This window comes from Shewanella litoralis (assembly GCF_009828585.1).
In the GTDB taxonomy this organism is placed as follows: Bacteria; Pseudomonadota; Gammaproteobacteria; order Enterobacterales; family Shewanellaceae; genus Shewanella; species Shewanella litoralis.
This window is the reverse complement of sequence record NZ_WSRZ01000018.1, coordinates 1-26,206: the sequence shown is the minus strand read 5'-3', so window position 1 is coordinate 26,206 and position 26,206 is coordinate 1. Positions and strand designations below refer to the sequence as shown.

Annotated in this window: 21 protein-coding genes, 1 tRNA gene and 1 pseudogene; 9 read left to right on the top strand and 14 right to left on the bottom strand. The window is 42.2% G+C overall.

Features of this window, described 5'->3' with window-relative positions; genetic code table 11:
* The first annotated feature begins 23 nt into the window (after positions 1-23).
* Positions 24-731: a TorF family putative porin gene (locus tag GQA99_RS14405; RefSeq protein WP_160054777.1), complete on the top strand. Its 708-nt coding sequence runs from the start codon at positions 24-26 to the stop codon at positions 729-731.
* A 131-nt stretch (positions 732-862) separates the two neighbouring features.
* Positions 863-1,345: a MarR family winged helix-turn-helix transcriptional regulator gene (locus GQA99_RS14400; RefSeq protein ID WP_160054916.1), complete on the top strand. Its 483-nt coding sequence runs from the start codon at positions 863-865 to the stop codon at positions 1,343-1,345.
* 99 nt (positions 1,346-1,444) lie between these two features.
* Here GQA99_RS14400 and GQA99_RS14395 read toward each other — a convergent pair whose 3' ends face one another.
* On the bottom strand, positions 1,445-2,113 hold the full coding sequence (locus tag GQA99_RS14395) for an SDR family oxidoreductase (protein WP_160054775.1): 669 nt from the start codon (positions 2,111-2,113) through the stop codon (positions 1,445-1,447).
* A complete protein-coding gene (locus GQA99_RS14390; protein ID WP_160054773.1) occupies positions 2,110-2,451 on the bottom strand; it encodes a zinc ribbon domain-containing protein in 342 nt (113 codons plus the stop codon). The genes GQA99_RS14395 and GQA99_RS14390 overlap by 4 nt, the downstream gene beginning before the upstream one ends.
* Positions 2,452-2,645: 194 nt before the next feature.
* Here GQA99_RS14390 and GQA99_RS14385 point away from each other — a divergent pair, with 194 nt between their 5' ends.
* Both GQA99_RS14385 and yghU read left to right on the top strand, forming a co-directional pair.
* Positions 2,646-3,317, top strand: a complete 672-nt coding sequence (locus GQA99_RS14385; RefSeq protein ID WP_160054771.1) for a haloacid dehalogenase type II — start codon at positions 2,646-2,648, stop codon at positions 3,315-3,317.
* Between the two features lie 241 nt (positions 3,318-3,558).
* Entirely contained in the window at positions 3,559-4,410 is an 852-nt protein-coding gene (yghU, locus tag GQA99_RS14380; RefSeq protein ID WP_160054769.1) for a glutathione-dependent disulfide-bond oxidoreductase, read from the top strand.
* A gap of 90 nt (positions 4,411-4,500) precedes the next feature.
* Here the strand turns inward: yghU and GQA99_RS14375 are convergent, their stop codons facing one another.
* The gene (locus GQA99_RS14375) at positions 4,501-6,516 is read right to left on the bottom strand and encodes an oxidoreductase (protein ID WP_160054767.1); all 2,016 of its coding nucleotides are present in this window, start codon (positions 6,514-6,516) and stop codon (positions 4,501-4,503) included.
* A gap of 163 nt (positions 6,517-6,679) precedes the next feature.
* Between GQA99_RS14375 and sppA the strand changes: the two genes are divergently transcribed.
* Both sppA and ansA read left to right on the top strand, forming a co-directional pair.
* A complete protein-coding gene (gene sppA / locus GQA99_RS14370) occupies positions 6,680-8,524 on the top strand; it encodes a signal peptide peptidase SppA (protein WP_160054765.1) in 1,845 nt (614 codons plus the stop codon).
* Positions 8,525-8,679: 155 nt separating this feature from the next.
* On the top strand, positions 8,680-9,693 hold the full coding sequence (gene ansA, locus GQA99_RS14365) for an asparaginase (protein ID WP_160054763.1): 1,014 nt from the start codon (positions 8,680-8,682) through the stop codon (positions 9,691-9,693).
* A 142-nt stretch (positions 9,694-9,835) separates the two neighbouring features.
* Here ansA and GQA99_RS14360 read toward each other — a convergent pair whose 3' ends face one another.
* The 5 genes from GQA99_RS14360 to GQA99_RS14340 all read right to left on the bottom strand — a co-directional run bounded on the left by GQA99_RS14360 (position 9,836) and on the right by GQA99_RS14340 (position 14,503).
* Positions 9,836-10,117 carry a YeaC family protein gene (locus GQA99_RS14360; RefSeq protein ID WP_160054761.1) on the bottom strand — a complete coding sequence of 94 codons (282 nt, stop codon included), beginning with the start codon at positions 10,115-10,117 and terminating at the stop codon, positions 9,836-9,838.
* Positions 10,114-10,431, bottom strand: a complete 318-nt coding sequence (locus tag GQA99_RS14355; protein ID WP_160054759.1) for a zinc ribbon domain-containing protein — start codon at positions 10,429-10,431, stop codon at positions 10,114-10,116. The genes GQA99_RS14360 and GQA99_RS14355 overlap by 4 nt, the downstream gene beginning before the upstream one ends.
* A 31-nt stretch (positions 10,432-10,462) precedes the next feature.
* On the bottom strand, positions 10,463-11,587 hold the full coding sequence (locus GQA99_RS14350; RefSeq protein ID WP_160054757.1) for a M14 family metallopeptidase: 1,125 nt from the start codon (positions 11,585-11,587) through the stop codon (positions 10,463-10,465).
* Positions 11,588-11,885: 298 nt separating this feature from the next.
* Entirely contained in the window at positions 11,886-12,545 is a 660-nt protein-coding gene (locus tag GQA99_RS14345) for a response regulator transcription factor (protein WP_160054755.1), read from the bottom strand.
* A gap of 158 nt (positions 12,546-12,703) precedes the next feature.
* Positions 12,704-14,503, bottom strand: a complete 1,800-nt coding sequence (locus tag GQA99_RS14340) for a DUF885 domain-containing protein (protein ID WP_160054742.1) — start codon at positions 14,501-14,503, stop codon at positions 12,704-12,706.
* Positions 14,504-14,760: 257 nt separating this feature from the next.
* Here GQA99_RS14340 and yegS point away from each other — a divergent pair, with 257 nt between their 5' ends.
* Positions 14,761-15,705 carry a lipid kinase YegS gene (yegS, locus tag GQA99_RS14335; protein WP_160054740.1) on the top strand — a complete coding sequence of 315 codons (945 nt, stop codon included), beginning with the start codon at positions 14,761-14,763 and terminating at the stop codon, positions 15,703-15,705.
* Positions 15,706-15,800: 95 nt separating this feature from the next.
* Here the strand turns inward: yegS and GQA99_RS14330 are convergent, their stop codons facing one another.
* The 5 genes from GQA99_RS14330 to GQA99_RS14310 all read right to left on the bottom strand — a co-directional run bounded on the left by GQA99_RS14330 (position 15,801) and on the right by GQA99_RS14310 (position 22,498).
* Positions 15,801-17,117, bottom strand: coding sequence for a DEAD/DEAH box helicase (locus tag GQA99_RS14330; protein WP_160054738.1), 1,317 nt, complete (start codon positions 17,115-17,117; stop codon positions 15,801-15,803).
* Between the two features lie 133 nt (positions 17,118-17,250).
* A tRNA-Ser gene (locus GQA99_RS14325) sits at positions 17,251-17,340 on the bottom strand.
* A gap of 238 nt (positions 17,341-17,578) precedes the next feature.
* Positions 17,579-18,202, bottom strand: a complete 624-nt coding sequence (locus tag GQA99_RS14320; RefSeq protein ID WP_373291442.1) for a YchE family NAAT transporter — start codon at positions 18,200-18,202, stop codon at positions 17,579-17,581.
* Positions 18,203-18,686: 484 nt separating this feature from the next.
* Entirely contained in the window at positions 18,687-20,738 is a 2,052-nt protein-coding gene (locus GQA99_RS14315; RefSeq protein WP_160054734.1) for a dipeptidyl-peptidase 5, read from the bottom strand.
* A 203-nt stretch (positions 20,739-20,941) separates the two neighbouring features.
* Positions 20,942-22,498, bottom strand: coding sequence for a fumarate hydratase (locus GQA99_RS14310; protein WP_160054732.1), 1,557 nt, complete (start codon positions 22,496-22,498; stop codon positions 20,942-20,944).
* A 198-nt stretch (positions 22,499-22,696) separates the two neighbouring features.
* Here GQA99_RS14310 and pabB point away from each other — a divergent pair, with 198 nt between their 5' ends.
* The gene (gene pabB, locus GQA99_RS14305) at positions 22,697-24,133 is read left to right on the top strand and encodes an aminodeoxychorismate synthase component I (RefSeq protein WP_160054730.1); all 1,437 of its coding nucleotides are present in this window, start codon (positions 22,697-22,699) and stop codon (positions 24,131-24,133) included.
* 22 nt (positions 24,134-24,155) lie between these two features.
* On the opposite strand, the gene GQA99_RS14300 is transcribed toward pabB, so the two are convergent.
* A complete protein-coding gene (locus GQA99_RS14300; RefSeq protein ID WP_229785907.1) occupies positions 24,156-24,782 on the bottom strand; it encodes an HD domain-containing protein in 627 nt (208 codons plus the stop codon).
* Between the two features lie 295 nt (positions 24,783-25,077).
* Between GQA99_RS14300 and katE1 the strand changes: the two are divergent.
* A pseudogene (gene katE1, locus GQA99_RS14295) lies at positions 25,078-26,082 on the top strand (catalase KatE1); the annotation flags it as partial.
* Positions 26,083-26,206 lie beyond the last annotated feature (124 nt).

Below are 26,206 nucleotides of genomic sequence, written 5' to 3'. Positions count from 1 at the left end.
ATAATAATACCCAAGGAATGATAATGAACACTAAAATTAAAACACTGGCGCTATTAAGCTTATTTGCCCTACCTGCTACTGCAATGGCGGGAGATTTAAGCACCACGATTAACGCAACATCGGATTACACCTTTAATGGTGTAAGCCAAACAGACAATGACCCTGCACTACAAGCTAGCCTTGATTATGCAATGGATGATGGTTGGTATGTTGGTGCTTGGGCATCGAATGTTGATTTCGGTAGCGGCGAAGATACCTGGCTAGAGCTAGATTTCTATGCCGGTAAATACTTTGAGCTGACTGACCGCGTGTCGTTAGATGCGGGTATTGCTTACTATACTTACCATGGTGATGATGCATCAGATGATTATTACTACCCAGAAATCTACACTAAATTTGGCTACACCTCATCGTTAGGTCAAAGTGAATTAAACTTCTGGTACTCATGGGATTACTTTGGTTTAGATGCTGGCCATTACATTGCAATGGTTGCTCATACATTTACGATTACAGAAGGTCACGATATTCGTGTCAGTTTTGACCGTTCAACATCACTTGATAAAGATAAATTTTCATGGGGCGAAGACAAGTCTTATAACCATTACCGAGCTGAGTACATGACAAGCTGGGAAGGTTTTGATTTTAACGTTGCTGTTGAAGATACTGATTGGGATACAGATTTAAGTGATACTCGCGCTGTACTTTCAGTCTCGCGCACATTTAACCTGTAATTTGATCTAAGCGACATAAGCAGAATAACTGCATGCGGTTATTCTGCTTTTTTTGATTTTACGCATGAGTAATGCACTTATATCTGTTAAGGTGCGGGCAAAATTGCTAACTCTGTGGTCTAGAGGACATGATGGAAAAATACGAACAATTATTAATCTCTTTGCGCCGGGTGATCAGAGCTATCGATATCCACTCACGTCAATTAAATAAATTGTCTGGTTTAACAGGGCCGCAACTTATGGTGATGAAGAAAATCCATGAGCTTGACGCACCATTAGCAAAACAAATTGCCCAAGAAATTAATTTAAGCGCAGCGACAGTCACCACCATTATCGATAGGCTAGAAAGCCGAAATCTGGTGATCCGTACGCGTAGCGAAACCGACAAGCGTAAAGTGCATTTATCGTTGAGCGATGCGGGTAATGAAATACTCAGTAGCGCACCAAAACCACTGCAAGAACATTTTATTAAGCATTACCAAAACTTAGAAGAATGGGAACAAAGCCAGTTATTGTCTGCGGTTGAGCGAATTGCGTCAATGATGGACGCCGATGAAATTGATGCTGCGCCAGTATTATTAGTGGGTCAAATCCAGGCAGAAGCGGCGCAGTAAACTGCCCTGCTGAATGTTAAGCATTCAGATACACAAACGCGAGCATTGGCTCGCGTTTTTTATGTCTGGTTTATATCTATGTTATCAATGTTACCAATGTTACCAAGGCAAATCTTGACCATTTGAATGCTTAAACACACCCGATGTCTCCATCGATAGCGTATCAATTAAACCGATTATTCTTGACGCTGAATCAGTAGCTGAAATATCCCCACCATAATTGACCATCTCGGTTTGTACATAACCAGGGTGATAAATGCCTACCGCTATCTGTCTTGGTGCTAAATCATGGCTAAGCGACATTGACGCAGCATTTAACGCCGCCTTTGACATTCTATAGCCATAGCGACCACCCGACGTGTTATCGGTAATCGATCCCATCCGAGAAGTGATCATCGCCACTTTTGCACCATTGACTAACTGAGACTGTAAAGATGCAACAACCCGAAGCGGTGCCAGCGCGTTGACTTCAAATTGTTGTCTTATGGTATCGAGATTAAGATGATCAAGTCTTTCGTCGCGTAAAATGCCAGCATTACAAATTAATAGGTCAATATTTACGCCACGTAAATGGTTTTGCATGGTTTCAATGCCAGCATCTTGCGTAACATCAACACCTTCAATGACTTTGACATTGTCACCTAGGGCAGCAAGTTCCACTGACGATTGGCGACAAAGTGCATAAACAAGCTGATTTTGCTGCGCATATAATGTCGTAAGCGATAAGCCTATGCCGCGGTTTGCACCGGTGATAACGACTGTTTTCATGCGGGTTCCTTATTATCATTTGATTTAACAGCAATCATTTTGCCTTTAAACGCGCCAAATAACGCTATACACGCACCAGCAAAAGCGGCAAATGAACAGATTAGGCGATAATCACTGTTTTCAAGAAAAAAATTGGTAACGCTAAACACCAATAGCAACAACATGCCGATGTTTTTAATGCGCATCATTTTAGGTTCAAACATCAGCCAAGTGTTACATTTTGGGCATTGTGCTTCGACACCGTTATCGCCTTTACGCACCACTTTTAATGCTCTTCTGGCAAATTGACTGTTACAGCTTGGACATTCCATTTTATCAACCTCATTTATCTCAATCACATTTATCTCTATAACAATATGATACCGCGCTGTTGGTATCTGATAAAGTTGCAATACAAATTATCATTTTAATGTGATTGAATATAATTATTGAATGAACGCTCAATATAGTTATTGAACACTCGTTACAGTTAGTTTATAGTCTTCACATCATCTAAAAAGTGAGCGTTAACCTAATAAATACAGGATATAAGATGAACTATTCTATTGGTTTTGATGTGTACGGCACCCTTGTCGACCCTGTTGAAATGGGGCAACACCTTGAGAACCTGATTGGCGATAAAGCCTCTGAGTTTGGCCAGTTATGGCATGACAAGAAAGTTGAATATGCCTTTAGGCGTGCGCTGATGCAGCAATATGCTGACTTTACTGTTTGCACTCAACAGGCGCTACAATATTGTTTACATGTTTATCAGCTATCATTGACGTCTACCGAGCAACAACAGTTAATAGCAAAGTTTGCCGAGTTAAGCGCGTTTGATGATGTGATCCCTGGACTTAAAAAACTCAAAGAGCAAGGACATCAAATAGCGGCATTTTCTAACGGACCTGAATTGTCTGTGCGAACGTTAATGGCGAATTCGCAAATTTTGCCACACTTACACCATGTGATCAGTGTTGACGATTTACAGACTTACAAACCCAATCCGGATGTTTACCAATACTTAATGAGGCGCATGCAAGCTGATATGAACTCATGCATGATGGTATCGAGTAATCCTTGGGATGTGATTGGCGCTAAATCGGCTGGTTTACAAGCTGTATGGGTAAAACGAAGCCCCAATAAATTATTTGACCCATGGGAAATTCAACCTGATTTGATCGTGAGTGATTTGATTGAATTAGCCGAAGTGCTCAAGGGTTAAGCATATTTGCTGACTTTTTTATTGCTGCTGTTAAGACTTGTTTTTTATAGTGACCGCTTAACCTGATGATACTCGTTAGTGATGCACGATTAATTAAGTATATTTAGTGAAATAGAATTTAGCGACAACAGACCGTTTGCAAACGATTATTGCAACAGATTGATAAAAAGATTATTTACAGTTCATATCACGCCACATTGAATAAATGGCGACATTACATTTTCGAATTTAAGGAGATTTTATGAGTAATCAATATGTTCCACCTAAAGTATGGGTTAACGAACCGAGCAGTGCCAATAAGTGGGCCAATATTAACCGCCCTGTTGCTGGCGCTCGATTTGAAAAAACACTACCTGTTGGTGAACATTCATTACAGTTGTATTCACTTGGCACGCCTAACGGTCAGAAAGTGACGATTATGCTGGAAGAGCTATTGGCGCTTGGCGTAAAAGAAGCTGAATATGATGCGTATTTAATTAATATCAGCGAGCTGGATCAGTTTTCATCTGGCTTTGTTGCGGTTAACCCCAACTCTAAAATCCCAGCATTGGTGGATAAATCAGGTGCTGAAGACATCAATGTGTTTGAGTCAGCCTCAATTTTGGTGCATCTAGCTGAAAAATTCGGTCACTTTTTGCCTAAATCTGGCCCTGCAAGAACGCAAACGTTTAACTGGTTATTCTGGGCGCAAGGTTCAGCGCCGTTTCTTGGCGGTGGTTTTGGCCATTTCTATGCTTATGCCGATGAAAAACAAGAATACCCAATCAACCGATTTGCCATGGAAGCTAAGCGTCAGTTAGATGTATTAGACAAGCAACTGGCAAATAACACCTTTATCGCCGGTGAAGACTTTACCGTTGCCGACATGGCCATTTGGCCCTGGTATGGCAATCTGGTATTAGGCAACTTATATAGCGCGGCAGAGTTTTTAGATGTTGCCAGTTATAAAAATGTATTACGTTGGGCAAATCTTGTATTACAGCGCCCTAGTGTGCAACGTGGCAAAATTGTCAATACATCATGGGGTGATGTGAGCTTAGCTGAACGTCACAGCGCTGCAGACATTGATGCTGCACTTAACAGTGAAAAATAACCTGTACTAAGGTTGTTTAAAGCCAATAAAAAAACCTAGCAATGTTTGCTAGGTTTTTTGTTGGTTAATGCCTAAAAGCGTTAACTGAGCTTAAATCACCATGGCCAACTCGGCACCCTGACGGATAGCACGTTTAGCATCAAGCTCTGCTGCCACATCCACACCGCCAATAAGATGCACAGGTAAACCAGTGGCTTTCATTTCATCCACTAATGTGGTGTTAGACTCTTGCCCAGCACACAATACGACGTTATCCACTGCAAGAATTTCAGAGTGCTCTCCCACTTTGATGTGCAACCCTTGCTCATCAAACTTCTCGTAGCTCACACCGGTTTTCATCTTAACGTCATGCTGCTTAAGCACACTGCGATGGATCCAACCTGTGGTTTTACCCAGGCCTTTGCCCATTTTGCTGGTTTTACGTTGCAGTAAATACACGTCGCGACCAGGGTGATGTTCAGCTTCTTCCGTTAAGCCGCCAGCGTGTTGATAGGTTTTATCAATTCCCCACTGCTGTAACCATTTATCGGTTTGTAAGCTGGTCGATTCGCGTTCACATAAAAAGTGCGCCATATCAAAACCAATTCCGCCAGCACCTATCAATGCAACAGTTTGACCAATTTCAACCTGACCATTGAGCACTTGTTGATAATCAACCACTTTAGGATTATCAAAGCCTGGTAATTTGAGTGCACGTGGCACCACACCCGATGAAATAACCACTTCATCAAACTTTTCTGTGGCTAACACAGAAGCATCTAATTTGGTGTTTAAACGTAAATCAATCTTGTGTAATTTGATCTGATTAATAAAGTAACGAATCGTTTCGTTAAACTCTTCTTTACCTGGGATTTTACGCGCCAAGTTAAACTGACCACCGACTTCAGATTTGGCTTCAAACAATACCACATCATGGCCGCGAGTAGCTGCATACACTGAAAACGCCATCCCAGCAGGGCCTGCGCCCATCACCGCGATGCGTTTCTTATTAGTAGTTGGCGTAAAGTTGATTTCGGTTTCGTAACAGGCACGCGGATTGACTAAACAGGTAGCACGTTTCATCGAAAACGTGTGATCTAAACAGGCCTGGTTACAACCAATACAGGTGTTAATGAGTTCAGGCGTATTCGCTGCGGCTTTATTGACAAATTCAGCATCAGCCAGAAAAGGACGCGCCATTGACACCATGTCAGCTTGACCTGATGCAATAATCGATTCACCAATTTCAGGGGTATTAATTCGGTTGGTAGCAATTAGTGGCACCTTGACTTCTTTTTTAAGTCTTTCGGTCACCCAGGCAAATGCACCACGAGGGACACTAGTTGCAATGGTTGGTACGCGCGCTTCATGCCAGCCAATCCCGGTATTAATAATGCTGACTCCGGCTTGCTCTAGCCATTTGGCTAATTGCACGACTTCATCCCATGTTGAACCGTTATCGACTAAATCGAGCATCGACAAACGGAACACAATAATAAAATCTTTACCGACTTTTTCACGAATGGCTTCAACAATTTTTACTGGAAATAGTGCGCGGTTATCAAAACTGCCGCCCCACTCGTCACTGCGTTTGTTGGTGCGAGAGCTGATAAATTGGTTAATCAAATAACCTTCAGAACCCATGACTTCAACCCCATCATAGCCAGCTTTTTTGGCTAATGCGGCACTGGTAGCATAATCTTTAATAGTGCTGCGCACCTGGCGGCCTGACATGGCCGATGGCGTAAACGGGGTGATTGGAGATTTAATTTTGCTCGGGGCTAAACTAAAAGGATGGTAACTATAACGGCCGGCATGCAAAATTTGCATACAAATTTTTCCGCCGCCATCATGTACGGCATCGGTAACAATTTTATGTTTGCTCACTTGCCAAGAAAAACTTAACTGACAAGCATTAGGCGCTAAACGCCCACGTAAGTTAGGGGCGATACCACCCGTCACGATTAAGCCAACACCGCCTTCAGCACGTTCTTTATAAAACGCTGCCAGTTTCTCAAATCCGCCTTTTTCTTCTTCTAAGCCTGTGTGCATTGAGCCCATTAACACGCGATTTTTCAGCTGTGTAAAGCCTAGATCTAAAGGTTCTAGTAAGTGTGGAAACGACATTCAAACATCCTTTTTAAACAAGTGATTTAAACCAGCATACAACGACAATTTGAATTGCTCAATCATTTAAACAGTCGTTTGTTAAAAACCTTTACAATTGAGTTTCACATTTAAGTTGATTTTCAGTTAGGATGACTGCATTAGACTGATAAAGGAGTGGCTGATGTCCGCTAAACCCTCGTTTTTAAAAAGAATGTTTTTACTGTTGTGGAATACGGTAAATACCATTCGCAAGCTTATAATTAACTTTATATTTTTTGGTGTATTAGCCATCATATTTGTAGCTGTGATCAGCAGTGAAGATGAAATTGTTGTAGAAGACCAAACGGCTTTAGTCCTCAATTTGTCGGGCAGCATTGTGGATCAAAAGCACTATGTTGACCCATTTGAAGCGGCATTAACCCAGGGGCAGGATAACGACCCTAGCGGTGAAATATTATTGGCAGACGTGCTTTATACCATTAATAACGCGACAGAAGATAAGCGCATAACCAGTATTGTATTGGATTTAGCCAACCTACAAAGCGCTGGGATCAGTAAAATGACCGCCATTGGTGAGGCGTTAACTGAGTTTAAAGCGGCCAACAAGTCAGTTATAGCTATGGCCAATGGTTATGATCAAGAACAGTACTTTTTAGCCAGCTTTGCTGACAAGATTTATCTAAATACCAAAGGTATGGTGTCACTTGATGGCTTAAGTCGCTACCGCTTGTATTACAAAGCGGCACTCGAAAAACTGAACATCACCACCCATGTTTTCCGTGTCGGTACGTTTAAATCTGCCGTTGAGCCATTTATTCGCGATGACATGTCTGAAGCAGACAAAGAAGCCAGTAAAGTATTACTCGGTGACATGTGGCAAAGCTACTCCACGATTGTTGCGAGTAACCGTCAAATTGCGCCTGATCAATTAGTGCTCAGCACTGATGCTTACCTTGAGCAATTAGAGCAAGCTGATGGCGACAGCGCACAAATGGCGATTAACATGAAGTGGGTTGACGAATTAGTCTCTGCTGATGCGTTTCGTTTAGCCATGATGCAGCGTGTAGGTGCTGATAAAGAAGGTAAAAATTATCGTCAGATCAGTTTCAATGACTATCGCAGTGTAACCGCTCCGATCCCACAGTTTATTGAAAATGACTCAGTCGCGGTGATTGTCGCTAAAGGAAATATCCTTAACGGCAAACAACCGGCGGGTCAAATTGGCGGCGACAGTACCTCTGAGCTGCTAACAAAAGCGCGTTTTAATGACAAAGTGAAAGCGGTTGTATTACGTGTAGACAGCCCTGGTGGTAGTGCATTTGCGTCAGAACAGATTCGCCAAGAAGTTTTGGCACTCAAAGCGGCTGGCAAACCTGTTGTAGTGAGCATGGGCAGCTTGGCCGCATCTGGCGGTTATTGGATTTCAGCCAGTGCAGACTATATTGTGGCAACGCCGACCACCCTAACCGGCTCAATTGGTATTTTTGGCATGTTTGCCACCTTTGAAAAAGCACTGACTCATATTGGTGTTACATCAGACGGTGTTGCAACATCAGACTGGGCCGGTTTATCTCCGGCGCGCGAGCTGAGCCCACAAGTTGCTGCAGTGATCCAGCGTCATATTGAACGTGGTTATCATGAGTTTATCTCGTTAGTGGCACAAGAGCGCCATATGACCTTAGAGCAGGTTGATAGTATTGCTCAAGGCCGAGTCTGGACAGGAAAACGAGCGCTGACCTTAGGGTTAGTTGATGAGCTTGGTGATATGGATGTGGCATTAGCAAAAGCTGCAGAATTAGCCAAAATGGACAAGTTTGATGTGAAGCTTATCGAACAAGAACTAACTGCTGAGCAACAATTAATGCAGCAAATTCTTGGCGCGTCGGCTTCGTATATGCCAGACAGCTTTGGTAAAACGACCGTGGTTGAAAAAATGATTAAGCAATGGGCTGGTGTTTATGAGGAGTTTTCAAAATTTGATGACCCCAATAATGCTTACCTCTATTGTGAACAATGTAGTTATTAATCACCGTTATCCCTCTTTTGCAGCGTCACTAAGCCGCATAAGATGAAGATTATTCAAATAAAGCCTGCTTTGCAGGCTTTTTTATTGGGGATCGTTAAATAAACTCGTATAATTTGCTATATCTTCAATAGTTACTTTATTTGAGTCCAAACTTCATGACAAAACGCTCGATTTACGTTGCATATACTGGCGGTACTATCGGCATGCAAAAAACTGCCAACGGTTTTGTACCGGTTGCTGGTTTTTTAACAGATTGTGTTCAATCTATGCCTGAGTTTTATCATGATGAAATGCCTAATTTTGTAATCCATGAATACAGTCCGCTCATTGACTCATCGAACATGGCACCGCCTGATTGGCAAATGATTGCCAATGATATTCAGGCCAACTACGACAAATACGATGGCTTTGTGATTTTGCATGGCACCGACACCATGGCTTATACCGCATCAGCCCTGTCGTTTATGTTGCAGGGATTATCAAAGCCCGTCATCGTCACCGGCTCACAAATCCCTTTAGCGCAATTGCGCTCAGACGGTCAAACTAACCTACTGAACTCGTTATACATTGCCGCAAACTACCCTGTGGCAGAAGTCTGCTTGTTTTTTAATAATAAACTGTTCCGAGGTAACCGCTCAACTAAGGCGCATGCTGATGGTTTTGATGCCTTTGCTTCGCCTAACTTTCCTATATTGTTAGAGGCAGGTATTAAGATAAACATTAAAGCCGGTAAAATCAGCGCACCAACTGATCAACCGCTTGAAGTGGTCACCATTAGCCCGCAACCTGTCGGTGTTGTGACCTTATACCCCGGAATTTCAACCGACATTTTTATCAACATTTTGCAGCAACCGGTTAAAGCGTTAATCTTGCTCACATTTGGTGTTGGTAATGCACCGCAAGATAAGCAACTGTTAGACACGCTTAAACAGGCAGATGAACGCGGTATTGTGTTAGTGAACCTAACGCAGTGCTTTCAGGGAAAGGTCAATATGGGCGGTTATGCTACGGGTAATGCACTGGCGCAAGCTGGGGTGATTAGCGGATCAGACATGACCATCGAAGCTGCACTGGCTAAACTGCATTATTTACTATCAATAGGTTTAACGTCAAATCAAATAAAACAGCGTATGCAACAAAACTTGATTGGTGAACTTTCTGAAGGGTAACCTATAAATCATTGATTTTATAGTCTATGAAAAATAAAAATGCGAACCTATTGGTTCGCATTTTTTATCAATTAATTTCACTCAAAAAAAAGTGAAGAGTCGTATTCTACGCAGAATTTATCGGTTACTAGCAATGGATAAATTACAGGTCTGCTTCTTTAAACTCAGCGATGGCTTCGCCTTTAAACTGCTTTTTCAACTCAGATTTTGACAGTTCATTAATGTTACCACCTGCGGCAATGGTAAAATGCTCTGTTTGATTAAGCTTTCGCGCTTGATACATCATCACCACTTGTAATGTTGATTCACGCTGTTGCTCGGTTAGCACAGTACCGTCATCCCATTTACCTAATTCAGTGGCAGACAATAAACGCTGATACACTTCATCTGGCATTTCATCGATGACTTTATTGATATCGTTCATACTGATTTCCGTTTATGTAACACAATTCTGATCCGAGTGATCAAGTAACCTGTAAAACCTGCCACAAAGCTGGCCACAGCTAAGTACAAGGTGACACCTTGAGCAGGCTCGCCGCCCCAAAACCACACCACTACACCTGCAATAAATAAGGTCAAATAGATAAAGCTTTGGTTCATTAAACTGTTTGAACGCTCTATATGACTAATAACAGACAAAGATTGCGTGTTACCAGACAAGTCGGTTTTACAATGCGGACATTGTTTGGCTTGGCTGGAAATACGTTTTTGACATTTAGGGCATGCAACTAACGCCATGTTATATCGTTCCTGCTAAGGTTAATTGAGATTATAAGCTATCAACAACAGCAAGCATGGCTATTAATGATGCTTCACCTAAATAAATACTGCGCTCTGGAGACCAACCAACAAATGGATCAGCCAGGTTTGCGTTGTCTTTAAAAGGCATTTCTAATGTATTAGATAAACATGAGAAGGTATTTGCTACCCAGTTAGAACCAACCGTTAAATTGGCTTTACCAGGCTCGTCTTTGTCATAACCAAATTCAGTTTGGAAATCCGCACTGGCAATGGTCAATGCGCTAACAAACTGTTGTTGTAATGCGGCCATTTTATCAGTGTAATTTGGCACACCTTCACAACCCGCTAAAAACACATACGGTAAGCCTTCATCACCATGCACATCGTAAAATAGATCTACGCCAGTTTGCTGCATTTTGTTCACTACATAATACACTTCTGGGCTTTTTTCTAGGCTCGGCGTTTGCCATTCACGGTTTAAATTGGTGCCCACAGCATTGGTACGTAAATGACCACGGGCGCTTCCGTCTGGGTTCATGTTCGGTACGATATAAAAGTTTGCCTTGTCTAACAGCGCTTTAGACGTTGGGCAATCGCCGTCTAGTAAACGGTTGAGTAACCCTTCTACTAACCACTCTGCCATAGTTTCGCCAGGGTGTTGACGGGCGGTAATCCAGATATTTTTCTTGTCTGTGTCGCCATCACCAATTTTTAGCAACGTCATGTCACGACCATCTAAGGTTAAGCCTAAATGCTCAAGACTCACTGATGGGTGTAATTGTGCTTCACTGATGAGATCTAGGTGACGCTCGTAACTATAAGGTGCAAAGTAGGCAATTTGCATTGCTTCACAGTCTAGCTCGGCTTGAATAGTCAGTACGCTGTTTTCATATTGCGTTGGCAGTCTAAACCAGGTTTGACGGTCGTAACTGGCTACTGCTTGATAATCTTCCCAGCCTTTTGGATAAGATGCAGTGCCTGCGTTAAGGATATTTAAGGTATAAGTTTGACCGACTTCACCTTCTAAACGGAAATTAAACCATTGATAGAATTCATCGCCAAAGTCAGGACGAATAGCGAGTTGAATGTCATCGTGTTTGTCGATCTTGATGACATTAATATTGCCACCGTCAAAGTTTGCACTGATCCGCATTTAAATTTCCTTTAATTTGCTTGCGCTTATATTTAACCTGTACTCGGGATAAAGGTCGAATTTATGCTATTTAAAATCAGCATGTTAACCAACATCCTTTTCAAACTTGTCATTTGTTATGCTAACAAGGCGGATTGACACATCAATAGTGAGTCTATTTTGAGTCGATTCAATGCAGTTAGCAGGACAAAGAGTTGTTTGAAATGCGTTTATTATCCCGCGCTCAGATTATTTAGGCATTTTAATGCCTTAATTTATGCGCCATAGCTTATCAAATGCGGCTATTGCTGTGAACCTTTTAAAAGCTAAAGCTGTAGCCTTGTCCACGTACGGTATTGATCATTTCTCTAGGCAGATTGCCTTTAACTAACTTACGTCTGGTATTGCTGATATGCATGTCTAAATTACGGTCAAACCGACCATGTTCTTTGTGTAATACCCGTTGTTGCAATTCCGCTTTTGTCACGACCTCGCCCTGCCGCTCGAATAAATATTTAAACAAGCGATATTCGGTTTGCGTTAACACTAACGGTTTATCGACCAAATTGACCGTATAGGTATCGTCTTCAAAGCTAATTTGGGCAGGTTTTACGTCATTAATCGCGGGTTGCGAACGGCGCTTGAGCACATTTAGGCGTAGTTGCAACTCACGAACGTTAACTGGCTGGCTCAAATAATCGTCGGCGCCCAACTCAAGTGCATTAATACGTTCAAGTTCATTGTTTGCATCAGCAATCACTATGATAGGTGTTGGCGCTTGTCTGGCTACCAATAACCAAAATGAATCCATTTTAGGCACTGCAAAATCAAGTAATATGGCTTCAAGGGTTAAGGTTTCCATTTTGATCAATGCATCAAAGGCATTATCTACTTGATGGACATAGTACCCTTGCGCCGTAAGCTGATGAAATAACTCATGAGCTGCAGAATGTAGATCAATTAATAGAATATGTTTCATACCCAACCACTTAATGATAACGATTTCTATTTAGATTATCACAACAATTCACAGCTGCCTATGTTCCTACATCACAATATGGTCATTCTTTTTCATCAGGCATAAAAAATGGCCTGAACATTCAGACCATTCTATTTACAGTCACGCAGCTTTGACGATTATTTTTCGCTCATTAACTGCTTAATGAACTTAACTGGCGCACTGCCATAACTTAAAAACTGTTCATGGAACTGTTTTAAGTCAAAATCATCACCTAACGTGGCTTTTTGCTGCTCGCGGAAATCATAAATTTCACGATAGCCAGCATAGTAACTGGTAAGCTGTACTTGACTTAACGTAGCACGGCGCCATTTACCTTCAGCTTCAGCGCGTTGTTGGAACGCTTCGTTTTCGAGTAAATTAATCACGTCTTGTTCGCCCATGCCATTAACCTGGATGCTGTAGTCAAGAATCGTGTTGCAAATAACCCGTAAATTCCACTTGTAATACATCAGCCACATTTCAGGTTCAAAGTCGCCATACCCCTCTTCTAGCATCATGCGCTCGGTGTATACTGCCCAACCTTCAACCATCGCTCCGTTACCAAACAAACTTTTTACCAGGCTTGGTGATTGGTTTGAATACACAAGCTGGGTGTAATGACCCGGGATCGCCTCATGAATATTAAGCACCTGTAAAATCCAATGATTGTATTCACGTAAATAGCTTTCTGCAGATTCATCGCTCATGCCATCTAATGGCGATACGTTATAGTAGGTATTACCGCCTTGATCGTAAGGCCCTGGCGCACTGATTGATGCCCCTGCAAACCCACGCATATACTCAGGGGTTTCACGTACGATAAGCGGTTTTTTAGGGTCGAGTGTGACTAACTGTTTATCGTTAACAAACTTAATCAGTTCAGGAATTTGTTTGCGCACTTCTTCAACAAAATCTTCGCGCTTAACATGTTTAGCCGATAACACATCAATTAACTGACGAATAGCCACTTTTTCATCTGTGGGTTGTGGTGTGTTAATGTACTTAGACCATATTTGCGTGGTAATTTTGGCCATTTCTTGCTGAATTTGATTTTTATCTGCAACGGCTTTGTCATAGAGCTGTTTTGCTGTCATGCCTGACTGAATATCAAAGGCAAACTTTTCTTCGTATAAGGTTTCGCCAATACGAAAATCTCGCGCGCCGTCTTTGGTCAGTTTTGCTTCAAGTGCGGTTAACCATTCAATGTGCTGGGTTATCGCAGCAGTAGCCGCCTCAAAACGTGTGGTAAACAACGCTTTTTGCTCAGCCGTTAAGCCTGAATCTGTGACTTGTTTTACCAGCGCATCAGACAATACTGAAAACGCACCTTGGTTTTGCATAATCGCTAATTGAGTATGCTCAAGAGTTGGGTCACTGATATTAGCCCTTGCTGCTTCATAATAAGCTGGCACATTTTCTAATCGCGCAATAACGGAGGTTAAACGTTCATCTAGAGGGGCAAAATCTTCGTTAATGATTTGCGCAAAGCCACCCGATACATTGTAGTTAGACGGATCCCATTGCCAGCTTTTAAAACGTTGTACATCCCACTTCATCGACTCAATAAGGTTAACCAATAATTTATAATCAATCTGCTGATTAGCCGTTAACGTTAATGGATCAAATTGTGCCAGTGCGGTTTCCTGTTTATCTACAAAGGCCAGCGTGTTGTCGCGGCTTTGCTCATTTGGAATATCAAGATAGCCATCGTTTACGTGTTTACCACTGTAAAGGGCCCATGTTGGCGACAGTGTCCATAACTCATCAATAAACTGTTGTGAATAATCGTTAAAGTTTAATTCTACCGCGGCTACAGGTGTGGTAACGTCTTTTGTTGCTGTAGTTTGCTCCGTTACTACACTCGTTTGATTGTCGCTACAGCCTAGCAAACTGGCTAGTGCAAATGAGACAGCCAACGGCAATAATGCTTTATTCATTTTATATCCCTAAGTTTATCGTTTTTGTATTTTTGATTGCTGTTTAATAGCGTTAACCATCTGGTTAACGCTTAAGTCGAAAAATAGATTCTCACAATGTCCATAGTTAACCATGTTCGTTTACTATTTGCAGCAACTAGACATCTTTTGTGACACTAAATGATACTTATACCGTCAATAAATAGATATCCATTTGAGCCATTCACTCGTTATCTTTATCGTCTACCCTATTGTGTGTATCTATGAAGGAAAACACCATGCAAGCGAGCCACATTCGACTGATCCTTAACGGTAAAAAAGCGGCGATTGCTGAGATTAGACAAACCGTTATGCTGCTTCGGGATGAAGGTTATATTATCGATGTTCGGGTTACGTGGGAACACGCTGATATGCAGCGTTTTATCGATGAAGCGATTAACGATAATGTTGCACGAATTGTTGTCGGCGGCGGTGATGGAACCTTAAACGAAGCCGTCACAGCGTTGCAACTCACTGAGGCGCCAGCAAATAACATAGCGCTAGCTTTATTGCCTTTAGGTACCGCAAATGATTTTGCTAGCGCTTGCCATATCCCTGTACACATTCTATCAGCTTTGCGGTTGGCTATTACGGGCAACGCGTTTTATGTTGATGTGATTAACGCAACAAACCTTGATGATAACCACACAACACCGCAGTATTTTATAAATGCTGCAGTTGCAGGTTTTGGCGCACAAGTCACTGCCGAAACGCCAAGCGAGTTAAAAGATTTTTTAGGTGGCGGCGCTTATACCTTAACCGGATTAGCTAAAGCGCTAGGATTTAAGCCTTATCAAGGAAGCATCACAACCGTTAAAGGAAGGTTTGAAGGCGAGATAGTGGTTGGTGCAATGTGTAATGGCCGTCAAGCGGGTGGTGGACAGTTGTTAGCACCAAAAGCATATATTGATGACGGTTTGATGGATGTAACCTTGTTGAAGTCTTTTTCGCCTTTAGACATTCCCACCGTGATAGAGGAAATATCCACTCTAAGTGGTGAGGCGAAATTTTGTTATCATTTTCAAACTCGTTGGCTTGAAATCGATTTCCCGATTGAGTTGCCGCTTAATCTTGATGGCGAGCCATACCCAAGTAAGCAAATGCGTTTTGAAGTTGTACCACACGCGCTGCGGATGGTACTGCCAGATGACTGCCCTTGCCTGTCTGCAAAAACCACGAGTTAACTGGTCACAACATCATTACTAAAGCGCTTAACGTGTAAGCGCCTCATGAGTGAACCTTTAACCCATAAGCAATAGCAATAGCAATAGCAATAAGTTTATAGATTCCAAGGGTTTGGCTTTGGTCCTTTTTTTACAGGAGCTTTCTGAGTTTTGGCTTTTCTAAAGTCTGTACTGTCACTTTTAGATTTGCCTAAACTTAATGTCGGTCTTTCATCCTGCGTTTTCGGTTTATTTTGACGACTTTTTGGCATGTGATTGAGAATAGACTCAGGCACTGGCTTATTAGGCTCAAATCCATCAATGACTTTACGTTCTAGCAAATGACCTAAACGGCTCTCTATCATGCATAAATTTTTAAAATCATCTTTAGAGACAAACGATATTGCCTCACCAGCCGCACCTGCACGGCCAGTACGACCGATACGGTGAATATAATCATCTGCTGGAAAGGGTAAGTCGTAGTTAATCACCCGTGATAAATCGTCGATATCAATACCGCGAGATGCAATCCCTGTCGCCACCAGATACTTAATTTTACCCGATTTAAAATCCGCTAAAATTTGTTCACGCACTGGCTGACTGCGACCACTGTGGATGCATTCTGCATCAATATCACGTTTTTCTAGTTGACTGACTAACTTGGCAGCGCCCTGCTTGGTTTCAATAAAAATAAGCGCTTGGTCCCAGGCTTGGGTTTTAATCAAATGGCTTAATAAAGCAGATTTTTTGTCTTTATCGACCGTGGTTAACCATTGTGAGATTTTTGGCGCTGAGTTTTTATCAGCAATCACTGAGATTTCAACAGGGCGATGAATAGCCGTTTTAGCCAGTGCACGAACCTGGTTCGACAGTGTTGCTGAAAACAATAAGCTTTGACGCTCGGATGGCAGTTTATCAATGATTTTATTGATGTCTTCAATAAAGCCCATGTCTAACATGCGGTCAGCTTCGTCGAGCACTAATACTTCTAACTCATCAAAATGCACGGCACGCTGGGTGTATAAATCAAGCAAACGACCTGGCGTTGCCACTAAAATATCGACACCGTCGAGTAATGCTTGTTTTTGCGGCTTTTCATCAACACCACCGTAAATCACAAACGATGACACTCCAACATGTTTGGCATAAGCCACTATGTTGCTTTGGATCTGTACAGCAAGCTCGCGAGTCGGCGTTAAAATGAGAGCGCGAATACGTTTTTTGCGTTCCGTTTGCGTATCAGCTAAACGCTCTAATATTGGCAACACAAAACTGGCGGTTTTACCGGTACCGGTTTGTGCTGCAGCAAGCAGGTTTTTACCTTGTAAAATGACCGGAATAGTTTGTTGTTGAATAGGCGTTGGGTTGCTATAACCCACTTCAGCTAAGGCTTTGACAATAGTGTCGCGTAATCCAAGTGTCGAAAATGGCATGAAATGAGTACTCAATAATAGGATAGAAAATAGCGTGGGGTCAGTATAGCATTCACTCAAAGGTCAATACACTTGAGTGACTATATCTTGTCAGAAATGAAAAAAGACGTCCGAAGACGTCTTTTTTCATATTTGGCGGTGAGCGAGAGATTCGAACTCTCGTTAGGGATAAACCTAAACACACTTTCCAGGCGTGCGCCTTCAGCCACTCAGCCAGCTCACCAATTTGTTGGATTCAAATATATGACATATTCAAAACCATTTATTCGTTTTCAGAAAATATACGCGTTATCAATCTAACCTTGCATATTTAATAAACTATCACAGTGTCGTAGGTTTTAACGTTCAATAACAGCTGTGATGTTAATCGTGCGGTACTTTACGCAAATGCCGATAGCGGGTCAAGCTAAATTACCCCACTATCAAGCGTTTGCACAATTGCTCGGCAACTTAAGCAAAATCTATCCAATTAAGGTTGGAAATAAGCCTTTTACACCCGCTGAAATCACTTCAATACCTAACGACAACATTAACAGGCCCATTAAACGGGTAATGACGTTAATACCGGTTTTACCTAAAAACTTAAACAATACTGGCGCCATGCGAAATAATGCCCAGCTGACAATGCCTAGGGTCAAAATAGTTAAAAACATACCAATAAAGTTGATCACCTGGTTATGCTCTGCCGCAAATACAATTACCGAACTAATTGCGCCAGGGCCGGCCATTAATGGTAATGCTAAAGGCACTACCGCAACAGATTCCATACCAGAAGATTCACGGTCCTCTTCCTGGTTACGTTTTACTTCACTGATTTTACCTTGCAACATCGACATCGCAATAATACAAATCAAGCTGCCACCAGCAATACGAAACGCTGACAATGAGATACTAAACATACTCAAAATATGCTGACCGGCGATCATGGTCACCAATAAAATCACCACTACGGCAAAATTTGCGACCCTATTGGTATGCTGGCGCTCTACTTCGGTTTGATGGCTGGTTAAACTCACAAATACAGGCAATAACCCGACCGGATTGATAATCGCTAACAGTCCTAAAAAGAACTTGATATAAAGCATAAAATCCACTGACTAAACCCTCTTGATATTACCTGATTTGAAGCTCGTTTCTGAGCGCGCTAATGTAGCCGAAACATGTTGATTTACATAATGAGATTTTTTGCTATTTTAATGCCACTTTGGCTTAGAAAAGCTAATGCGAATAATGATGAAATTTCTTTTTGACGATATCTAAACATTTACCATGATGTGATACGGCGTAATTTTATTTCATAATCATCTAGCCTACTGTATTTTCATGGCATTAAAGTGCAATTAGTGTTGAATATTTATCCAAAGTAGCATTATTGTCGCAGATCCCATTTTTAAATCTGTATTTTTACAATACTGCTCAGCGTTGCACATAAAACAACCATGATGAAAAATACTAACGTTAAGGTAAACTCAGACATAAAAAAGAGATGTCACCTTAGGTGGCATCTCTCATCGATTTATTCATACCGTGTAACTGACATTAACGGTATTGCGTCATTTCATCGAATGACTATTTTGCCGTCCAGCGATCCATCCAACCGAGTACATTTTTGTACCATTGTTGCAGATTATCCTGGTTTAAAATCCAGTGATTTTCATCAGGGAACACTAACAACTCAGATGGAATGCCATTACGTTGCATGTAAGTGTATGCCGCCAGGCCTTGACCGTATGGTACGCGGTAATCTTTTTCACCGTGAATGACTAACATTGGCGTTTTCCAGTTTTCAACATAGTTAACTGGGTTAAACTTCTCAAACAGTTCTTTGTTTTTGTCGTACGAGCCGCCAAATTCATATTCAGGGAACCATAGCTCCTCTGTTACGTAGTACATTGAACGCATGTCAAATAGACCTGCATGGTTAACAAGACACTTGAAACCATCGTTCCATTGCCCCTGGAACCAGTTCATCATGTATCCACCGTATGAGCCACCTAATGCGCATGCATTGTTGGCATCTAACCAGGGTTGCTGCGCAGTGACTGACGCCATGCCCTTTTTAAGATCTTCAAGTGGCTTGCCACCCCAATCTTTACCAATTGAATCGGTAAACGCCTGGCCATAACCAGTAGAACCGTGGAAGTCGACCATCACTACGCCATAACCTGCGCCAGCCCAAAGCTGGGCATTCCAACGACCACTGAATCCATTGCCAAATGAACCTTGTGGGCCACCGTGTACTAAATACGCAATCGGGTATTGTTTACCTTCTTCATAGTTAGCCGGTTTAATCCAGTAACCATGTACGGTTTCATCATTCCAACCTTTAAAGTTGAACTGTTCAAACTCGCCAAATTTAATATTGGCCAATTTGTCTTTGTTGACATCTGTAAGCTTAGTAAGTTGCTCACCTTCTGCCGTCACGCTGTATAAATCGCCTGGTTCAACCAGTGATGACTTTTGGAAAATCAATTTGTTGTTAGTGACCGCGATTAAACTATTGCTGCCTTGATTATAAATAGGACGCACATCACCAAATTGAGTGTTCACTTCAAAAATCGTGACTTGACCCACATCTTGCGCGGTGACATATAAAGTGCGGCCATCAGCACTGAAATTAAGCGAACTTGCACTGCGATCCCACAGTGGCGCAACTTCTTTTTCTTGTCCTGTAACATTGTCACGTAACATGATGCGGTAGCGGTCTGCTTCATAACCTGGCTTGGTCATGGCTAAGTATGCCAAATAACGACCATCTGCTGAAAACGTTGGCTGTGAGTCCCATGCGGTGTTGGCTTCGGTTAAATTAATGGTTTCTCCACCTGCCACAGGCACTTGCCATAAATCGTAGTTAGTGGTCCAGGCTTGATCGCGACTTGGCGCTTTAGCGCTATACACCACAAATTTACCGTCGGGGGTAAAGGTTACTTCTTCCATGCCAGAAAATGGTTTTGGTGGCGTTTCTGTATCGCGATTAGCGGTAACATTGGTGGGCTCGGTAATTTTTTTACCGTTTAATTGCGCCACAAATAAATGGTTACGGGCATGATCTTCCCAGGTATCCCAGTGACGAACCATTAATTGCTTATATTCACGGCCAGAGGTTTTGCTTTCATCAATGGCAGTAAACTTGTCTTTAGAGCAAGCTAAATCTTTGCATTCAGGGAACACACGCATGGTCATGACCACTTGCTTACCGTCTTGCGACAATTTATAACCATTCACATCTAACGGTAAATCCGTGACCGCGATGGCTTCGCCACCATTGAGGGCTAACTGATATAACTGACTGCTACCCGTGCGGCTGGCAAGGAAATAAATTGACTGGCCGTCGGCAGAAAAACTCACATCATGCTCAGTACCCGCTGCAGCTGTTAGCTGTTTAGGTTTGGCGTTTTTGTTGCTCAAATCGAGCAAGTACAGATCTGAACTGGCCTCGCCTTTTTCATCAACGACTTTAACGCCATAAACCAGGTTTTTACCGTCATTTGATACGGCGGCAGAATGCACTTTATTCAAATTAACTAATTGTTGCACATTAAACGGTGTCGGCTCAGCTGCCAGTGCTGACGTTGCCATTCCGGCGGCAACCAGTGCAAATAATACAGAGGACTTTTTCATTGTTATGGAGTCTCAGTTGTTTTAGGTAGAAGTCATGTTGAACCTAATTTAGGTTCAATATATCAATATGTATTGCAGACTAGCGAAAGCAAAACGCTCAGGCAACAGGCCTTTTGTAAAAAGCTGTAAACCTGAGCGTCTTATCACATTGACATCTTATTGTTTAACAAGACTGTCGCTGCTTTAAAGCAACTTGCTATTGCTTACTTGGCTTTGCTATTGGCAATATTCACTTTCCATATTGCAGGGCCAGTCTCATGAGCGTTAACGCCATTAGAATCTACAGCAACGGTCACTGGCATATCTTGAACTTCAAACTCGTAAATGGCTTCCATTCCCAAGTCTTCAAATGCCACAACACGAGCTTTTTTAATCGCTTTAGACACTAAATAAGCCGCGCCGCCCACTGCCATCAAATATACAGCTTTGTGCTTTTTAATTGACGCTACGGTTTCAGGACCACGCTCAGACTTACCAATCATGCCCATTAGACCTGTTTTGTCTAACATCATGTCGGTGAATTTATCCATACGGGTTGCTGTTGTTGGGCCTGCTGGGCCAACTACTTCTTCACGCACAGGATCAACTGGGCCGACGTAGTAAATAAACTTACCGGTAAAATCGACACCCTCAGGCAAACCTTCGCCAGAATCTAATAGCGATTGAATGCGTTTATGCGCAGCATCGCGACCGGTTAACATTTTACCGTTAAGTAATAAGGTATCACCGCTCTTCCAGGTTTCGATTTCAGCTTGTGTGATGTTATCAAGGTTAACACGGTGAGTGTTCTCACCCGCTTCACGAGTGATTTCAGGCCAATCAGATAAGGATGGTGGTGCTAAATCAACTGGACCTGTACCGTCTAAATGAAAATGCACATGGCGGGTTGCCGCACAATTTGGGATCATCACAACAGGTTTAGAGGCTGCATGAGTTGGCGCTGACTTGATTTTAATGTCTAACACGGTGGTTAAACCACCTAACCCTTGTGCACCTATACCTAGGTTGTTAGCGCGCTCAAAAATATCTAAACGTAACTTCTCTTCAGTTGTTTCTGCGCCGCGCGCCATTAACTCGTGAATATCAACCGGATCCATTAATGACTCTTTTGCCATTACCGCGGCTTTTTCAGCCGTGCCGCCAATACCTATACCGAGCATGCCTGGTGGACACCAACCCGCGCCCATTGTCGGTAAGGTTTTTTCAACCCAGGCAGCGATATCATCAGACGGGTTCAACATCGCCATTTTAGATTTGTTTTCTGAGCCGCCGCCTTTTGCTGCAATCATTACTTCAACTTGATTGCCGGCAACCATGTCAATGTGTACCACCGACGGGGTGTTGTCTTTAGTATTTTTACGCGAGCCAGCAGGATCGGCGACAATCGATGCGCGCAGTGGGTTATCTGGATTGGTATAAGCGCGGCGTACACCTTCATCGACCATTTCTTGTACTGTCATGTCTGTTTTATCCCACTGTACAGACATACCAATTTTAACAAATGTGGTCACAATACCGGTGTCTTGACACAGCGGACGTTTGCCTTCTGCTGACATGCGCGAGTTAATTAAGATTTGCGCAATCGCATCTTTAGCTGCAGCACTTTGTTCGCGCTTGTAGGCATTGAACATCGCATCAACAAAATCTTTTGGGTGATAGTAAGAAATGTATTGCAGTGAATCAGCAATACTTTCAATAAAGTCGGCCTGTTTAATTACAACAGGAGTATTAGAAATCGTTGTAGGGGTATTGCTCGACATATGGGGCGCTCCAGCAGCCATTGCGGCCTAACATTATTATCTTTATCAACAGAAACGTTTGGGTAACCATCTCGTTATTATTAACTGACTCAATCACGCGTCATTAAACGGCTACCAAACGAGGTTAACTATTTAGACCAATATGATACTCTTTCCATCCTTTTTGGGCTACATCACATTTTTAGATAAGGGTAATCGATGTTTGCGCGGGTAAAAAACGCACTCTATGGGCAAAAATTAGATTGGAAAATTGACACTAAACAACTGTTTTCATTATTTAGTGATAACCCCTGGGCCATATTACTCGACTCCGCCAATGCCGCGCACCCAGATGCGAAGTTTGACATTATTGCCTTTAACCCTATTGCGACCTTAACCAGCGATGATGGCCTGTGCCAATTTACCCCTATCCATCACGATATAGGGTTACTTAATATTACGCCTTCAGCTGCGCTGTCGCCTCTTGAAAACTTAGCCCGCATTCACACTTTGCTTTATCCCACTCAACAAGCATGTGAACACTCATTTAGTGTCGGTGCAGTCGGCGCATGGAGTTATGATTTAGGCCGCAGTATTGAAAAACTGCCACAAACAGCCGACAAAGATATTCACCTACAAGAGATGAATATTGGTTTTTACGATTTTTGCTTGCTTTACAGCTATCAAGATAAATGCTGGTATGCTTATCATTACGGCGGAAAGGCTGCGCTTGAAACTGAAGTGAATTTAATTCAATCAAAAATAAGTTCTCAGTCTAACATCAAGAAACCGTCTCATGCGGCCAGACAAAAATTTACCTTAACCTCAACATGGCAAAATCAACTCACTGAGCAGCAATACCAGCAAAAATTTGCTCAGGTACATGAGTATTTACTCAGCGGTGATTGCTATCAAATCAATTTAACTCAGCGTTTTGAAGCACATTATCAAGGTGACGAATGGCAGGCTTATTGTGCATTGTCGCATGCTAACCAGTCGCCCTTTTCAGCATTTATGCGTTTACCCGAGCATTGTGTGTTATCGATATCGCCAGAGCGCTTTATACGGTTACAACAAAAACATATTGAAACAAAGCCCATCAAAGGCACCTTGCCACGCAGTCTTGACCCCGTTCTTGACCAACTTGCCGCCGATACATTGAGTACATCTGAAAAAGACCGCGCTGAAAATGTCATGATTGTGGATTTACTGCGTAACGATATAGGTAAAGTTGCAGCGCCTGGCAGTGTTAAAGTGCCGACATTATTCGCGATTGAAAGCTTTCCTGCGGTGCACCATTTAGTGAGCACAGTTACCGCTACACTGGCAGTCGATCATAATGCCTTTGATTTACTCCAGGCCGCCTTTCCTGGCGGTTCTATTACTGGCGCGCCCAAAATACGCGCCATGCAAATTATTGAAGAGTTAGAACCATCAAGACGTAATCTTTATTGCGGCAGTATTGGTTATATCAGCCAGGACGGTAATATGGACACCAGCATTACCATTCGCACCTTAGTGACCGAGCAAAACCGCATTTATTGTTGGGCCGGCGGCGGTATTGTGGCGGATTCTGATGCGAAAGCGGAATATCAAGAAAGCTTTGATAAAGTCAGTAAAATCTTGCCCTTGTTAGAAAATCTTAACAAACAATAATACGCTGATATTTACTAGGTCGTTAAATCTCAGTATTTAATTGAGCCAAAAAGCTTTTCATATACTCAATTCTTTTGCTGGCTTCTATTTTTGCAGATGGGGTGTGCATGGTGTCAGCAAGCTTAAATAATTTTGTGTAAAAGTGGTCAATCGCAAAAAGACGATCATTGGCTTGTCTGTTTTTACAAAATGGATCATCAACATCATATAAGCTCATACCAAGGCTGGTGCTGACTTGAAGACACCTTGCAATACCGATTGCCCCTAATGCATCTAACCTGTCAGAATCTTGAACAATTTTCGCTTCGACACTTTGTGGCGCAACATTGGCGCTAAAGCTATGCGCAACTATCGCATGGTGAATGGCAGGTAAAAATTGAGTTGGATAATTAATACTCTGTAAAAATGCGATGGCTTTATCTGCCGCATAACGTGAGCTTTGAGCTCGGTCTGGATGATTTTTAGCAAACGAGAAACAATCGTGTAAATAAGCTGCTGGCAGCACTACTTCGACCATACCACCTTCACTCAAACATAATGCTTTAGCGGTGTTTACCACACGATACACATGATTAAGATCATGGGCTAAATCTTGTTGCATTTGTGTACCAATAAACGCATTAAACTGTTTTTCAAAAGATTTTACCACTCAGCGCCCCCTTATATTTAAAGCATAACATCTTCATAGAAGCACATAGCATAGCGTAAATACTTTGTGTAAGTTTTCAATATTTGTTTCAATTTTTGGGTAAATTATTGTTCAGGGATAAGCATGAATGGGCTCAAGGAATGTTAACAAATGGTGCAAGCAAACCTGCGACAATCTATTTATAAGTTTAGAGCCATCTAATTAATCGGTTTTACCTATTTTGATATAGTCCATAAACTCATCTGCAAATAAACAGCCACTACAAATGGCAAAAAACAACACAAATGAGGTCACAATGAATCTATCAAGCCACAACCTAAAATTAACTGTAAGTGCACTTGCCTTAACCATGGTACTGCCTGCGTCTGCAGCAACCTTAACCAAGGATAATGGCGCCGCGGTTGGAGATAATCAAAACTCAATGACAGCAGGCGAAAACGGTAGTGTGTTATTAGAGGATGTGCATTTAATCCAAAAACTACAACGTTTTGCACGTGAACGTATTCCAGAGCGTGTTGTTCATGCTCGCGGAACTGGCGCTCATGGAGTATTTGTGGCATCGAAAGGATTAGAAGACTTAACCATAGCTGCACCGTTTGCACAAGCAGGTAAAGAAACGGAAGTGTTTGTTCGATTCTCAACAGTTATTCATTCAAAAGGCAGCCCTGAAACACTGCGTGATCCACGAGGTTTTGCTACCAAGTTTTATACAGACCAGGGTAACTGGGATTTGGTAGGCAACAATTTACCGGTATTCTTTATTCGTGACGCTATAAAGTTTCCAGACATGGTGCACTCATTAAAGCCCTCTCCTGTTGATAACATCCAAGATCCTAACCGACTCTTTGATTTTTTCTCTTACGAACCAGGTTCAACTCACATGTTAACTTGGGTTTATAGTGACTATGGTACACCTGCAAGTTTAAGAAAAATGGATGGTTGGGGCGTACATGCATACAAAATGATTAATAAAGCTGGCGATGTAAAATATGTTAAATTTCATTGGGTTAGTCAGCAAGGTGTCGACAACCTCGACTCAAAAGAAGTCGCAGAAATTCAAAGCCAAGATTTTCAACATCTAACGCGTGATTTATATGCCCAAATTAATCAGGGTAACTTCCCTAAATGGGATCTGTTTATTAAGGTTCTTGACCCTTCACAGCTAGACGATTTTGATTACAACCCACTTGATGCAACCAAAATGTGGTTAGGGGTTAAAGAAACCAAAGTCGGAACAATGACCTTAAACCGCATGCCAACAAACTTTTTCCAAGAAACGGAACAAGTCGCAATGGCACCCAGGGCGGGATCATACTTTGTTAACAGTAGGGAACTTTTTCGTATCGGCATGATCTGATCAGGCATGTTAATCTACTGAACCTAATCCATGTCCTTATTTGAACACTTGAAACTTATCGAAGACC

Coding starts and splice junctions, on each gene's coding strand:
- GQA99_RS14405 (WP_160054777.1), top strand. CDS start 24: ATGAACACTAAAATTAAAACACTGGCGCTATTAAGCTTATTTGCCCTA.
- GQA99_RS14400 (WP_160054916.1), top strand. CDS start 863: ATGGAAAAATACGAACAATTATTAATCTCTTTGCGCCGGGTGATCAGA.
- GQA99_RS14395 (WP_160054775.1), bottom strand. CDS start 2,113: ATGAAAACAGTCGTTATCACCGGTGCAAACCGCGGCATAGGCTTATCG.
- GQA99_RS14385 (WP_160054771.1), top strand. CDS start 2,646: ATGAACTATTCTATTGGTTTTGATGTGTACGGCACCCTTGTCGACCCT.
- yghU (WP_160054769.1), top strand. CDS start 3,559: ATGAGTAATCAATATGTTCCACCTAAAGTATGGGTTAACGAACCGAGC.
- GQA99_RS14375 (WP_160054767.1), bottom strand. CDS start 6,516: ATGTCGTTTCCACACTTACTAGAACCTTTAGATCTAGGCTTTACACAG.
- sppA (WP_160054765.1), top strand. CDS start 6,680: ATGTCCGCTAAACCCTCGTTTTTAAAAAGAATGTTTTTACTGTTGTGG.
- ansA (WP_160054763.1), top strand. CDS start 8,680: ATGACAAAACGCTCGATTTACGTTGCATATACTGGCGGTACTATCGGC.
- GQA99_RS14360 (WP_160054761.1), bottom strand. CDS start 10,117: ATGAACGATATCAATAAAGTCATCGATGAAATGCCAGATGAAGTGTAT.
- GQA99_RS14355 (WP_160054759.1), bottom strand. CDS start 10,431: ATGGCGTTAGTTGCATGCCCTAAATGTCAAAAACGTATTTCCAGCCAA.
- GQA99_RS14350 (WP_160054757.1), bottom strand. CDS start 11,587: ATGCGGATCAGTGCAAACTTTGACGGTGGCAATATTAATGTCATCAAG.
- GQA99_RS14345 (WP_160054755.1), bottom strand. CDS start 12,545: ATGAAACATATTCTATTAATTGATCTACATTCTGCAGCTCATGAGTTA.
- GQA99_RS14340 (WP_160054742.1), bottom strand. CDS start 14,503: ATGAATAAAGCATTATTGCCGTTGGCTGTCTCATTTGCACTAGCCAGT.
- yegS (WP_160054740.1), top strand. CDS start 14,761: ATGCAAGCGAGCCACATTCGACTGATCCTTAACGGTAAAAAAGCGGCG.
- GQA99_RS14330 (WP_160054738.1), bottom strand. CDS start 17,117: ATGCCATTTTCGACACTTGGATTACGCGACACTATTGTCAAAGCCTTA.
- GQA99_RS14320 (WP_373291442.1), bottom strand. CDS start 18,202: ATGCTTTATATCAAGTTCTTTTTAGGACTGTTAGCGATTATCAATCCG.
- GQA99_RS14315 (WP_160054734.1), bottom strand. CDS start 20,738: ATGAAAAAGTCCTCTGTATTATTTGCACTGGTTGCCGCCGGAATGGCA.
- GQA99_RS14310 (WP_160054732.1), bottom strand. CDS start 22,498: ATGTCGAGCAATACCCCTACAACGATTTCTAATACTCCTGTTGTAATT.
- pabB (WP_160054730.1), top strand. CDS start 22,697: ATGTTTGCGCGGGTAAAAAACGCACTCTATGGGCAAAAATTAGATTGG.